The 12,946-nt window shown below is 65.7% G+C and carries 11 protein-coding genes and 1 pseudogene; 8 read left to right on the forward strand and 4 right to left on the reverse strand.

Annotated elements, in window-relative coordinates; translation table 11 throughout:
- Positions 1 to 6: 6 nt before the first annotated feature.
- The 5 genes from amn to QZ471_RS10280 all read left to right on the forward strand — a co-directional run bounded on the left by amn (position 7) and on the right by QZ471_RS10280 (position 8,961).
- Positions 7 to 1,479, forward strand: a complete 1,473-nt coding sequence (amn, locus tag QZ471_RS10260; RefSeq protein ID WP_295463320.1) for an AMP nucleosidase — start codon at positions 7 to 9, stop codon at positions 1,477 to 1,479.
- 670 nt (positions 1,480 to 2,149) lie between these two features.
- Positions 2,150 to 3,313 (forward strand): type III PLP-dependent enzyme, encoded by a 1,164-nt coding sequence (locus QZ471_RS10265; protein WP_295463322.1) that lies wholly within the window; start codon positions 2,150 to 2,152, stop codon positions 3,311 to 3,313.
- Positions 3,314 to 3,494: 181 nt separating this feature from the next.
- Complete coding sequence (locus QZ471_RS10270; RefSeq protein ID WP_295463324.1) at positions 3,495 to 5,723, forward strand: TonB-dependent siderophore receptor; 2,229 nt, start codon at positions 3,495 to 3,497, stop codon at positions 5,721 to 5,723.
- Between the two features lie 65 nt (positions 5,724 to 5,788).
- Positions 5,789 to 6,472 carry a Fe2+-dependent dioxygenase gene (locus tag QZ471_RS10275; protein ID WP_295463326.1) on the forward strand — a complete coding sequence of 228 codons (684 nt, stop codon included), beginning with the start codon at positions 5,789 to 5,791 and terminating at the stop codon, positions 6,470 to 6,472.
- Positions 6,472 to 8,961: a sulfite reductase flavoprotein subunit alpha gene (locus tag QZ471_RS10280; RefSeq protein WP_295464681.1), complete on the forward strand. Its 2,490-nt coding sequence runs from the start codon at positions 6,472 to 6,474 to the stop codon at positions 8,959 to 8,961. The genes QZ471_RS10275 and QZ471_RS10280 overlap by 1 nt, the downstream gene beginning before the upstream one ends.
- A 2-nt stretch (positions 8,962 to 8,963) precedes the next feature.
- Here QZ471_RS10280 and QZ471_RS10285 read toward each other — a convergent pair whose 3' ends face one another.
- Positions 8,964 to 9,407 carry a DMT family transporter gene (locus QZ471_RS10285; RefSeq protein ID WP_295463328.1) on the reverse strand — a complete coding sequence of 148 codons (444 nt, stop codon included), beginning with the start codon at positions 9,405 to 9,407 and terminating at the stop codon, positions 8,964 to 8,966.
- A gap of 161 nt (positions 9,408 to 9,568) precedes the next feature.
- On the opposite strand from QZ471_RS10285, the gene QZ471_RS10290 reads away from it, so the two are divergent.
- A complete protein-coding gene (locus tag QZ471_RS10290; RefSeq protein ID WP_295463330.1) occupies positions 9,569 to 10,012 on the forward strand; it encodes a hypothetical protein in 444 nt (147 codons plus the stop codon).
- Between the two features lie 9 nt (positions 10,013 to 10,021).
- Positions 10,022 to 10,474: a YetF domain-containing protein gene (locus QZ471_RS10295; protein ID WP_295463332.1), complete on the forward strand. Its 453-nt coding sequence runs from the start codon at positions 10,022 to 10,024 to the stop codon at positions 10,472 to 10,474.
- A gap of 67 nt (positions 10,475 to 10,541) precedes the next feature.
- Here QZ471_RS10295 and QZ471_RS10300 read toward each other — a convergent pair whose 3' ends face one another.
- From QZ471_RS10300 to QZ471_RS10310, 3 genes and pseudogenes are all read right to left on the reverse strand, one after another.
- Positions 10,542 to 10,826, reverse strand: coding sequence for a general stress protein (locus QZ471_RS10300; RefSeq protein WP_295463334.1), 285 nt, complete (start codon positions 10,824 to 10,826; stop codon positions 10,542 to 10,544).
- A gap of 76 nt (positions 10,827 to 10,902) precedes the next feature.
- Positions 10,903 to 11,037 (reverse strand): annotated as a pseudogene (locus QZ471_RS10305) (general stress protein); the annotation flags it as partial.
- Between the two features lie 454 nt (positions 11,038 to 11,491).
- Positions 11,492 to 12,355 carry an MBL fold metallo-hydrolase gene (locus tag QZ471_RS10310; RefSeq protein WP_295463336.1) on the reverse strand — a complete coding sequence of 288 codons (864 nt, stop codon included), beginning with the start codon at positions 12,353 to 12,355 and terminating at the stop codon, positions 11,492 to 11,494.
- Between the two features lie 209 nt (positions 12,356 to 12,564).
- On the opposite strand from QZ471_RS10310, the gene QZ471_RS10315 reads away from it, so the two are divergent.
- The gene (locus tag QZ471_RS10315; protein WP_295463338.1) at positions 12,565 to 12,945 is read left to right on the forward strand and encodes a GtrA family protein; all 381 of its coding nucleotides are present in this window, start codon (positions 12,565 to 12,567) and stop codon (positions 12,943 to 12,945) included.
- Position 12,946: the final 1 nt, after the last annotated feature.

A 12,946-nucleotide genomic window follows, 5' to 3' on the forward strand; every position in this document is an offset into this window, starting at 1 on the left:
ACCCGCATGACCTCCGTATCCGAGGATTTCACCACCGTGGCCACGGCCAGCGAGGCGGTCGACCGCCTCGCGGCGCTGCACGACGAGGCCACCCAGGCCCTGGGTGCCGCCCTCAAGCGCTATCTCAAGGATCGTGTCGAGCCGAGCGCGGCCGAGCGCGAGCTGTTCCGCTATCCCGAGATTCGCATTCGCTATCGCGCCCCGGGCGTGCCGCCGGCCACCACCCGCGCCTATGCCAAGATCCAGTTGCCCGGCACCTACGTCGCCACCGTGACCCATCCGGCGGCCTTCCGCGGTTATCTGCTGGAGCAGCTCCAACCCCTGATGCATGACTACGACGTCCAGGTCGAGGTCGGTCGCAGCCGGCAGGACATTCCCTATCCCTATGTGGTGGAGCAGGGTGACGAACTGGCCGGCAGCGGCGTGACCGCCGCCGAGCTGGCGCGGGTCTTCCCCAGCACCGATCTCTCCGCCGCCCACGACGACATCGCCGACGGCCACTACGACTGGGAGCGCATCGATCCGCTGCCGCTGGCCCTGTTCGACGCCGCCCGCACCGATTTCTCGCTGCGGCGCATCGTCCACTACACCGGCAGCGACTGGCGCCACGTGCAGCCCTGGATCCTGCTGACCAACTACCATCGCTACGTCGACCAGTTCATCCAGCACGGCCTGGAGCAACTGCGCAGCGATCCGCGCTTCGTGCGCCTGGTGTTGCCGGGCAACGTGGTCATCGAACGCGATATGGACCCGACCGAGGCCCAGGCGGTCATCGCCGCCATCGCCTGGCACCGCTTCCAGATGCCGGCCTATCACCTGATCGCCAGCGATGGCCACGGCGTCACCCTGGTCAACATCGGCGTGGGGCCGTCCAACGCCAAGAACATCACCGACCATCTGGCGGTGCTGCGCCCGCACTGCTGGCTGATGATCGGCCACTGCGGCGGCCTGCGGCAGTCGCAGACCATCGGCGACTACGTGCTGGCCCACGCCTACATGAGGCGCGACGGCATCCTCGACCGCGTGGTGCCGCCGCACATCCCCATCCCGGCCCTGGCCGAGGTACAGGTGGCGCTGCAGGACGCCGCCGCCAGCGTCACCGGCGAACGCGGCGAGGCGCTCAAGCGCCGCCTGCGCACCGGTACCGTGCTGACCTACGACGACCGCAACTGGGAACTGCGCTGGGCCCAGGAACGCCCGCTGATCAACCTGGCCCGCGCCGTGGCGGTGGACATGGAAAGCGGCACCATCGCCGCCCAGGGCTATCGCCTGCGGGTACCCTACGGCACCCTGCTGTGCGTCTCCGACAAGCCCTTGCACAGCGAGATCAAGCTGCCGGGCTCGGCCAACGCCTTCTATGCCCGCGCGGTGAGCCAGCACCTGGCCATCGGCATCGCTGCTCTGGACCAGTTGCGCACCCAGCTCGATTCGCTGCATTCGCGCAAGCTGCGCAGCTTCGACGAGCCGCCGTTCCGCTAAGGCGCTGGGGCTGTTGGGCTTCGCTGCGCTCCACCCAACCTACGGCGAGGAATCAGGATCGAAGGCGGCCTAGCATCGCTCGGATGACCCCCTCTCCCTCTGGGAGAGGGTTGGGGTGAGGGCGCCCCCGGCACCGAAAGCCTCAGGGGAAAAGGCTGCGCCGTTTTCCACGCTACGGTGCCAGGGGACTGATCGCGGCCATGGCGGTCCGCCGATGCGGCCACTCCTACAGGGGCGGACCTGTTGTAGGAGCGGCCCATGGCCGCGATAGCACAATTCCACCGTCAAAGCCCAAGGATGACGCTATCCAGCATCCTGATTCCCTGTTGGAAACCCCCTGTCATCGCGCCATCGGAACATCTCGTCGCCTGCCTCGGTCCGTTGCAGGAGGGGGCTGAGTCCGCAGGCGTCACCGTTCGGTAAAGATCATGGATTTAACATTGATCTTCAGGGCGTCTGGCCCTAAAGTTCGCGCCCGAACGTCCATGCTGGAAACGATCCATCCGGCTCAAGTACCGACGACGAGACAGCGAGGTCAACGCCAGTACGCGTTGACCTTTTTGCTTTCGGCGATGTGCCTTGGGAAGTAGGCGAACCAAAGTGGGGAAACGGATTAGGCGTTCAGAACACCCCCTCCTTCAATTTGTTCTGCCCATCGGGAGTCCGACGCATGTCCATCAAGGTCGAAGATTACTATTCTCGTGAAACCTTCCAGAAGATGAAGGCCTTCGCCGACCAGCAGGAAACCCCCTTCGTCGTCATCGATACCGCCACCATTTCGCGGGCCTATGACGACCTGGTGAACAACTTCCCCTTCGCCAAGATCTACTACGCGGTCAAGGCCAACCCGGCCATCGAGATCACCGAGTTGCTGCGCGACAAGGGCTCGAACTTCGACATCGCCTCGCGCTACGAGCTGGACAAGGTGATGTCCGCCGGGGTTGGTCCGGAGCGCATCAGCTACGGCAACACCATCAAGAAGGCCCGTGACGTCCGCTACTTCTACGAGAAGGGTATCCGTCTGTTCGCCACCGACTCCGAGGCCGACCTGCGCAACATCGCCAAGGCCGCCCCGGGCGCCAAGGTCTATGTGCGTATCCTCACCGAGGGTTCCGATTCCGCCGACTGGCCGCTGTCGCGCAAGTTCGGCTGCAACCCGGACATGGCTCTGGACCTGTTGATCCTGGCCAAGCAGCTGGGTCTGGATCCCTATGGCATCTCCTTCCACGTCGGCAGCCAGCAGCGTGACATCGATGTCTGGGACGCCGCCATCGCCAAGGTCAAGGTGATCTTCCAGCGTCTCAAGGAAGAAGACGGCATCACCCTGAAGATGATCAACATGGGCGGTGGCTTCCCGGCCAACTACATCCAGCGCACCAACAGCCTGGAGACCTACGCCGAGGAGATCATTCGCTTCCTCAAGGAAGACTTCGGTGACGAGCTGCCAGAAATCATCCTGGAGCCGGGCCGTTCGCTGATCGCCAACGCTGGCATCCTGGTCAGCGAAGTGGTGCTGGTGGCGCGCAAGTCGCGTACCTCGGTGGAGCGCTGGGTCTACACCGACGTCGGCAAGTTCTCCGGCCTGATCGAAACCATGGACGAATCCATCAAGTTCCCCATCTGGACCGAGAAGAAGGGCGAGATGGAAGAGGTGGTGATTGCCGGCCCGACCTGCGACAGCGCCGACATCATGTACGAGCAGTACAAGTACGGCCTGCCGCTGAACCTGGCCAGCGGTGATCGCCTCTACTGGCTGTCCACCGGTGCCTACACCACCAGCTACAGTGCGGTGGAATTCAACGGCTTCCCGCCGCTGAAGTCCTTCTACCTGTAACGGCTTGCGGCGGTAATCGAGCCCGCGTCTCCGCTGGAGGCGCGGGCTTTTTCATGGCTGTCAAATGGGGCTCTGTCCGTTTGTGTCAGGATTATTAAGAATAATTTACATTCGCTATGGATTTGATAATCGTTAGCAAATAGAATCGCGCCGCATTCACAAAAGGAGGCGGCTCGCCATCATGTCCAAGGAACTTTCCTCGCTGTCCCAGCGCCGTTTGCTGGTTTCTACCTTCAGTGTCGCAGTGGCGTCCTTGTCTCTGGGGGCGCTGGCCCAGGAGGCGAAGGAGCCGGTGACCAAGCTGGAGAGTCTGACCATCGAGGGTCAGACGCAGCAGGAAGGTTTCAAGGCTGAACAATCCGCCTCGCGCAAGTACACCGCGCCCTTGCTGGACACCCCGCAGACCGTCACCGTGGTTCCGGCGCAGGTCATCCAGGACCAGCAGGCCCTGAGTCTGAGATCGGTGCTGTCCAACGTCTCCGGCATCACCTTCAACGCCGGTGAGGGCGGTGGTGGCTCCGGCGACAGCATCAACATCCGTGGCTTCAGCGCCAACTCGAACATCCAGATCGATGGCCTGCGCGACAGCACCCAGAACAACCGCACCGACACCTTCAACCTGGAATCGGTGGAGGTCATCAAGGGCCCCAACTCGGTGTTCGGCGGTGCCGGTACCACCGGTGGCTCCATCAACCTGATCAGCAAGAAGCCCCAGGAGCGCCAGTTCACCCGCATCGGCGCCGGCCTGGGCACCGACAACTATCGTCGCCTGACCCTGGACACCAACCAGCCGCTGCAGGGTGTAGGGACCGATAGCGCCTTCCGCCTGAACCTGATGACCCACGAGAACGACGTACCCGGCCGCGATAAGGTCGATCGCGAGCGTTGGGGCATCGCGCCCTCACTGGCGCTGGGGCTGTCGGACGACACCCGCCTGACCCTCAGCTACTTCCACCAGACGGACAACAATCTGCCCGACTACGGGGTGCCGGTGTTCAATGGCAAGCGCCTGGCCGGCGTCGATCACGAGGACTACTTCGGTTACCAGAACGTCGACCACGAGGACATCAACAACAATGTCTTCACCGTGGAGCTGGAGCACCGCTTCAACGACAACCTGAGCCTGCAGAACCTGACGCGTTACAGCCGTATCCAGCGGGACACCGTGATTTCGGCGCCCCAGCTCAGACTCCTAGGTGGCGGTCGCTACCTGCCGGGTGGGCCCCAGGGCTACGGGCGCGATATCACCTCCGAGATGTGGACCAACCAGACCAACCTGACCGGTAATTTCGATACCATCGGCCTGGGGCATTCCTTCGTCCTGGGAGCGGAATTCTCCCGCGAGGACTATGACCGCGATACCTACACCGACAATCTCGTGTTCCCGGCCGGCGGCTATTCGCTGAGCAATCCGCCCGGCCGCTATGACGGTCCCACCAACCAGCAGACCACCGCGCTGACCAGCAATACCCTGGTCGACAAGGCCGTCTACGCCTTCGACACCATCGCCCTGAACGATTACTGGGACGTGAACCTGGGCCTGCGCTACGACTGGTTCGACGGCGACAGCGACACCACGCCGGTCAGCAATGGCGTGCGCGGCGCCAAGACCCACCTGAGTTCCGACGACGGCAAGCTGAGCGGTCGCGCCGGCATGGTGTTCAAGCCGGCGCCCAATGGGCGGATCTACGTCGCCTATGGCACCTCCTTCAACCCCTCGGCGGAAAACCTGACCACCACGGGTGCGGGACTGAGCGCAACCAACCAGGACCTGGAGCCGGAGAAGAACAAGACCTGGGAGCTCGGCACCAAGTGGGAATTCCTCGACAAGCGCCTGGAACTCGACGGCGCCCTATTCCGCGTGGAGAAGAGCAACGCCCGCGAAACCCTGGCCGACAACAGCGTCTCCCTGGCGGGTAAGCAGCGGGTGCAGGGGATCGAGCTTGGCGCGACCGGTCGCATCACCCAGCAGTGGAACGTCTACGCCAACTTCACCTTCCTCGACAGCGAGACGCTCAAGGCGGCCGATACCCCGGCGGGGCGAGCCCGCGAAGGTCAGGCGCTGGCGAACACACCGCCGCGCTCGTTCAACCTCTGGACCACCTACGATCTACCGGCTGGCTGGCGGGTGGGTTATGGCACGCGCTATGTCAGCGAGCGTAACCTCACCTCGAGCAACGACGGGATCAAGCTCGACGAGTACTGGCTGCACAATGCGATGCTGGGCTATCGCGTGAATCGCAATCTGGACCTGCAGCTCAACGTCAACAATATCTTCGACAAGGAATATGTGGAACGCGTGCGTTCCTCGCTGGGGACGGCTGCCACCTCGACCGCCGTCGCCTCGTCTTCCTTCATCGAATACGGCGATGCCCGCGCCGCCATCCTGACCGCGACCTACAGCTTCTAAGGTCGTACGCGTCATTCCGAAGCCCTGCCGCCGCAGGGCTTTCGGCTTTGAGGAGAACACCACCGATGATGATCAGCGTTCCGGGCGTGCTGACGCCCGAGCAGGTGAGGGATTGCCGGGAGCGACTCGAGGCTGCGGCCTGGGCCGATGGCAAGCATACCGCCGGCTTCCAGTCGGCCATGGCCAAGGACAATCTGCAGTTGCCGGCGGACGAGCCGGCGGCGCGCGCGGTGGGCGAGCTGATCCAGCAGGCCCTGGCGCGGCATCCGCTGTTCGTCGCCGCCGCGCTGCCAGCGCGGGTGTTTCCGCCGCTGTTCAATCTCTACCGCGGCGGCCAGTCCTTCGGCCTGCACGTGGACAACGCCCTGCGTGCCCTGCCGGACGGCGACGGCTACCTGCGCACCGATCTGTCGGCCACGCTGTTCTTTTGCGAGCCGGATGAATACGACGGCGGCGAGCTGGTGGTGGAAGACACCTACGGTGCCCACAGCGTCAAGCTGGCGGCGGGCGATCTGATCCTCTATCCGGCCAGCAGCCTGCACCGGGTGCTGCCGGTCACCCGCGGTGCCAGGCTTTGCTCCTTCTTCTGGGTCCAGAGCCTGGTACGGGACGCGGGCCAGCGCAGCCAGCTGTTCGAACTCGACCAGGGCATCCAGCGCGCCGCGGCCGAGCTGGGGCAGGGCCACGAGGCCTGTCTGCAACTGACCGGCGTCTATCACAACCTGCTGCGGCTGTGGGCCCAGCCCTGATCCGCGGGAGTCTGTTCCAGCTGCACAGCCTGCTTGGGCTGGCGGCGGGCCTGGTGCTGGCGGTCCTGGGAGTGACGGGAGCGCTCTACAGCTTCCAGCTGGAGTTGCTGCAACTGCTCAATCCCCGTCCGGCAGGCGTCGCACTGGATCAGCGCCCGCTGACGCTGCCGGAGTTGCGCCAGCGCCTGGTACCGCCGGGGCAGGAGCTGACCTTCGTCTCCAGCCAGGCGGGGGAGGTCTACGGCATGGTCGGCCTGGCGCCGCTGGGTGGCCAGGGGCGAGGGGAGGTGCGACTGTTCGATCGCTACAGTGGCGCCGTCCTCGAATCTCCGCGTGGCCAGGGTTTCTTCGATGTCGTCTTGGAGCTGCATCGCGCCCTGGCGCTGGGGCCGGCTGGGCGAGCCCTGACCGGCGCGGCCACCCTGATCCTGCTGGTGCTCTGCCTGTCCGGCCTCTATCTGCGCTGGCCGCGCCAGGTGCGCCGCTGGCGTGCCTGGCTGGCGCTGGATTGGGCGCGGCGCGGGCGCAGTTTCCATTGGGACCTGCATGCCGTGGTCGGCACCTGGTGCCTGCTGCTCTATCTGCTGGCGGCGCTGACCGGCCTCTACTGGTCCTACGGCTGGTACCGCGAGGCCAGCGAGCGGTTCTTGGGGGCGGCGCCCGAGCCTGTCCTCCAGGGCGTGGTGACCCGTGGGGACGTCGACCTATACGCCCTTTGGCAGAGCTTCCAGCAAGAAACCGGGGGATCGGTCGAAGGCTATGGCCTGCTGTTACCCAGCCCGGGACGTAAGGTCAGCCATCCGACGCTTTGGTACCTGCCCGAGGGCGCCGAGCATGTCCGCGCCCTCGATCGCCTGGTTTTCGACGGCCAGGGACGGGTGCTCGATCACCGCCGCTACCGGGAGCAGCCGTTGGGGGCGCGTCTCTTGCTCAGCGTCTACGCCCTGCATTCGGGCGAATACTTCGGATTGGCCGGGCGGTTGCTCATGCTGCTCGCCAGCCTGGCCATGCCGCTGTTCCTGGTCACCGGGCTCTGGCTCTATCTGGATCGGCGGCGCAACAAGCGCCAGGTGCGACGGGTGCGCGCCGCTCTGGCACCGGCTGCGGACGGCGGCGCCGACTGGCTGATCGGCTACGCCAGCCAGAGTGGCCAGGGTGAGGCCTTGGCCTGGCAGGCGGCGAGCCAGTTGCAGGCGGCGGGACTGGCCGCCGAGGTCGTCCCACTCGGTCGCCTGGCTGTCGAACGCCTGCAGCGAGCCACGCGAGCCCTGTTCATCGTCGCCACCCACGGCGATGGCGAGGCACCGGATGCGGCGCGTGGCTTCGAGCGGCGAGTGCTGGCTGTCACGACACCCCTGCCGACGCTCAGCTACGGGATGCTGGCCCTAGGCGACCGGCGCTATGAGCGCTACTGCGCCTTCGCCCAGCGGCTGGATGTCTGGCTGGACGCGCAAGGCGCCCGGTCGTTGTTCGCCAGGGTGGAGGTGGATAACGGTTGCCCGCAGGCGCTGGCCCTCTGGCAGGATCGACTACAGGCCCTGAGCGGCGTGGCGGTCGGGGCTCCGATCGAACGACCTTTGCAGCCCTGGCAGCTGGAAGACCGACAATGCCTCAACGCCGGCAGCCCTGGCGGACCAGCGTTCGAGTTACGACTCAGGCCGCCACCAGGCAGCCACTGGGCACCGGGTGACATTCTTGAAGTCGCGCCGCGGCAGAGTACCGCGCGAGTCGCTGCCTGGTTACGGTCGCTGGGTCTGGACGCCACGACGCCGGTCGAGAGCGACGGAGCAGCCATGACCCTGGCTAGCGCCCTGGAAAGGCGCTGGCTGCCCGATGACCAGGCGCCGTTGCTCGGTCTGGACGCTCGGGCGCTGCTCGCGACGCTCTTACCTCTCGCCCTGCGCCAGTACTCCATCGCTTCGCTGCCGGAGGAGGGTACGCTGCGGCTGCTGGTGCGTCAGGAGCGCAAGGCCGACGGGCGTCTGGGCATTGCCTCCGGTTGGCTGACCACGGCGCCGCAAGCGGGCGACCAGGTGCCGGCGCGGTTGCGCGCACACCCCGGCTTCAGACCACCGCTGGATGGGCGGCCGCTCATCCTGATCGCGGCCGGGACGGGGCTTGCCGGTGTCCGGCCGCTGCTGGCGGCACGCATCGCGGCGGGCTACCGACGCAACTGGCTGCTGTTCGGCGAACGCACGGCGGCGTATGACGATTTCTATGGGGCGGAGCTGGACGCCTGGCAGGCCCAGGGCGCGCTGGCGCGGCTGGACCGGGTGTTCTCCCGCGAGGGCGAGGGCTACGTGCAGGATCGCTTGCGTGAGCAGGTCGGTCTGCTGCACGACTGGCTGGCAGAAGGCGCGATGATCATGGTCTGCGGCAGTCTGCAGGGACTCGGTCGCGGGGTGCACGCCACCCTGCAGGCGCTGCTCGGTGAGGACGAAGTCCAGCGATTGCTGGAGGAAGATCGCTACCGTCGCGATCTCTACTGAACTCAAGCCCGGGCGATGCACCAGACGCCAGCACCGATCAGCAGCACGCCGGCCAGCTTGCCGAGGGTGACCGGGTCCTGGCGAAAGCCGGCCCAGCCGAAGTGATCCAGGCTCAGCGACATGGCCAGTTGGCCGGCGATGACCAGGGCCATGAACAGGGTTGCGCCAATGCGTGGCCCGGCGAAGGCGGCCATGGCGATGAAGAACATGCCCAGCAGGCCGCCGCACCAGTGCCACCAGTGCAGTTCACGCAGGGCATCCAGGGTGGGCACGCCGCGCTGCCAGAGGGTCAGGCCCAGCAGGGCGAGCAGGCCGACCATGAAGGAAATGGACGCCGCGGCGAAGACGCTGCCGAGGTGCCGGGCCAATTGACCATTGATGCCGGCCTGCAGCGGCAGGCAGGCACCGGCGACGAAGGGCAGGACGAGCAGCCACCAGACGGGCATCGACGGGACTCCAGGCAAGAAGGGGCGCGCAGTATGCCCCAGGATGGGGCGAAGCGGTCGAACCGGTGACTCCCGGTCAGGCTCCAAGCCTTGTCAGCAGGGGAGCAGCCGCCATGGCGCCGCGCACGCAAGAAACCCTTCCGATTCACCAGGACCTGAGGTTGCAACGCTGGATCTGGCGTTGTGAACGCCTGGGCTGGGTGCTGTTGGGCCTGTTCGTGGCGCTGGCCCTGGCCGGGTTGTTCGCCAGCGGCGGACCCTGGGCCCAGGCGACACGCGTCAGCCCCGACGGCCAGCTCAAGGTGACCTACGAACCCTTCCAGCGCCGCGGTGCCCCGGCGACCCTCACCCTGGAGCTGGCGCCCGGCAGCACCCGCATCGGCCTGGACGAACGCCTGGTGGCGGACTGGACGGTGGAAGCCCTCTATCCGCAGCCCCAGCGCATGACCAGCAGCGACGGCGTGCTCTGGCTCGACCTGGTGCCGGGGACGGGAGCGAGTCGCCTGCACCTGGCCCTGCGCCCGGACGCGCTGGGTACGGTCGACTGGCGCATCCTGCGCCCCGACCAGCCGCCGTTGGCGCTGTCGACCTTCATCTACCCCTGAGGACTCGCCATGGAATCGGTATTGCGCGCTGCGGCCATCTACGTCTTCCTGCTGGTGCTCTTTCGCATCACCGGGCGGCGTGCCCTGGCGGAGATCACCACCTTCGATTTCGTCCTGCTGCTGGTGATCGGCGAAGCCACCCAGCAGGCCCTGTTGGGGGATGACTTCTCGGTGATCAATGCCTTCGTGGTGATCGCCACCCTGGTGCTGATCGATATCCTGCTCTCGCTGTTCAAGCGGCGCTCGCCACAGGTGGGGCGCTTTCTCGATGGGGTACCGCTGATCGTGGTGGAGTACGGCAAGCCGCTGACGCAGCGGTTGCGCAAGGCGCGCCTGACCGAGGAAGACATCCTCGAGGCGGCGCGGCAGAGTCAGGGGCTGGAACGGCTGGAGCAGATCCGTTTCGCGGTGTTGGAAAAGAATGGGCAAATCTCGGTGATACCCGAAACCGGGGACGACTAGCGGAGCGGGAAACGCAAGAAGGGCAGGATGATCCTGCCCTTCGCTTCATGCAGGGGGAACCAGGCGGTTAATGGCTGCCGCCCTTGCGGCCGGCCTCGGAAGCCTTTTCGCGATCATTGGCGAAGTTGCCGCCACTGTTCTGGCCGCCCTTGCGGCCGGCCTCGGAAGCCTTTTCGCGGTCGTTGGCGAAGTTGCCGCCGCTGTTCTGGCCACCCTTGCTACCGGCTTCAGCGGCACGCTCGGGATCGTTGGCGAAGTTACCGCCGCTGTTCTCACCGCCCTTGCGGCCGGCCTCGGAAGCCTTTTCACGGTCGTTGGCAAAGTTGCCGGGATTGGAATTGTCGGTACTCATGGTGAATTCCTCTTGCTCGTGGACTCGAGGAGCCAGGTCCACCCGGACGTAGCTCCGCTACCAGGGGGAGAAGCGTCTAGCGACTACCGCCCTTGCGTCCGGCTTCGGCAGCCTTTTCGCGATCATTGGCGAAATTGCCGCCACTGTTCTGGCCGCCCTTGCGCCCGGCTTCGGAAGCCTTCTCACGGTCATTGGCGAAGTTGCCGGGATTAGAATTCGAATGCTTGTTGGTCATGGTCGCTCTACCTCTTGTGGGAATGTAGTGCAGAACTCATTGCCTGCCCTGGTATTGAGGGGCGGGCGCGGCGAGGTTTCCCGGCGATGGGATGGGTGGTCGCTGGCCATCCGCCACTGCCAGACCTGTATCTAGATTTGTCCGAAGGGCGGTCCAACCTGGCCGCTGGGCTGGACGATGCGTAATGCCTAGCGCGGCCGACGAAACCTGGACGCAGCGGCACCGCTGCGTCCAATTCTTGTGGCTTTCACCTTGTACGACGGGTGGCGGGCGAAGTTCTTTACGAAAAGTCGCCGAGCGAAGGTCAGGCGAGGCGAAAAGCGCTGAGGAAGCGGAGTTTACGAAGGGTAAATGAGCATTGCGACCGGGCTGGCGATCCAGGCGTTTTTCAACGAAGCATCACCGAGCGCAGGCACTTTACGTATAGAACTTAGAAGCCGTCGATGGGAATCTTCAGATAGCGCCGACCATTGGCTTCGGCCGGCGGCAGGGTGCCGGCGCGGATGTTCACCTGGATGGCCGGCAGGATCAGCGTGGGCATGGCCAGGGTGGCGTCGCGGCGGGTGCGCAGGGCGACGAAGGCGTCTTCGTCCACCCCGTCGCGGACATGGACGTTCAGCGCCCGTTCTTCGGCCACCGTGGTTTCGTAGCGCGGTTCGCGACCCGCGGGTGGATAGTCGTGGCACAGATAGAGCCGCGTGGCCTCCGGTAGCGCCAGCAGCCGGCGGATCGAGCGATACAGGTCGCGGGCACTACCGCCAGGGAAGTCGCAGCGCGCCGAGCCGACATCGGGCATGAACAGGGTATCGCCGACGAAGACGTGGTCTTCTTCCACCTGGTAGGCCATGTCGGCCGGGGTGTGGCCGGGCACGTGCAGGGCGCGGGCGGTCAGGGCACCGATGTGGAAGACCTCGTCGGGCTGGAACAGGTGATCGAACTGGGAGCCGTCGAGGCGGAATTCCGGCTCCAGGTTGAAGACGTCCTTGAAGGCGCCCTGGACCCGGCGGATACCTTCGCCGATGGCGATGCGGCCACCCAGTTGCCGACGCAGATAAGGCGCGGCGGAAAGGTGATCGGCATGGGCATGGGTTTCCAGCAGCCAGTCCACGGTCAGCCCCTGGTCGCGGACGAAGCGGGCGACGCGATCCGCCGACAGGGTAGCGGTACGACCCGAATGCGGATCGTAGTCCAGCACCGAGTCGACGATGGCGCAGCGGCTGCCGGGCGCCTCGTAGATCACATAGGTGAAGGTGGACGTGGTGGCGTCGAAGAAGGGTTCGATGCGCGGAGTCATGACCGAGCCTCGTGAACGAAGGAGATGGTCCACCTTACCACGGGGCCCAGGCCCAGGCGGCGTCCACCGTCGCCGTAACCGGGGGACGCGTGGCTGGGCGCGCCAGACCGTTCGTCGCCAGATGACGGAATTGCAACGGATGCAACAGGATGTTTCGGTGTCTGCGCGGTAACGTGCGCCCGTCGATTGCCGCTGCCCAGAGGTCTAGCGTGTCTTCATCCGGTTCCCTGGCCAAGTCCGCGGCCAGGCCCCTGCGGTTCGCCCTGGTCGGGGCGGTGGCCACCGGGGTGCACATGGCCGTCGCCACCCTGTTGCTGGGACTCTTGGGCTGGCCGGCCTATGGCGCCAATCTGGGGGCCTTCCTGGTGGCCTTCTGTGTGTCTTACCTTGGTCACCGGCACCTCACCTTCGCCCGTGCCGGTTCGCCCTGGCGCTTCCTGCTGGTGGCGCTGGCCGGCTTCGGCCTCAACAACCTGTTGCTCACCGGACTACTCGCCTGTGGCCTGCCGGCGCTCGGGGCGCTGCTGATCGCCACGGCGCTGGTACCGGTGTTCAGTTATCTGCTGTCGTCCCTGTGGGTATTCCGATGAG

The organism is uncultured Pseudomonas sp. (assembly GCF_913774235.1).
GTDB lineage: Bacteria > Pseudomonadota > Gammaproteobacteria > Pseudomonadales > Pseudomonadaceae > Chryseomonas.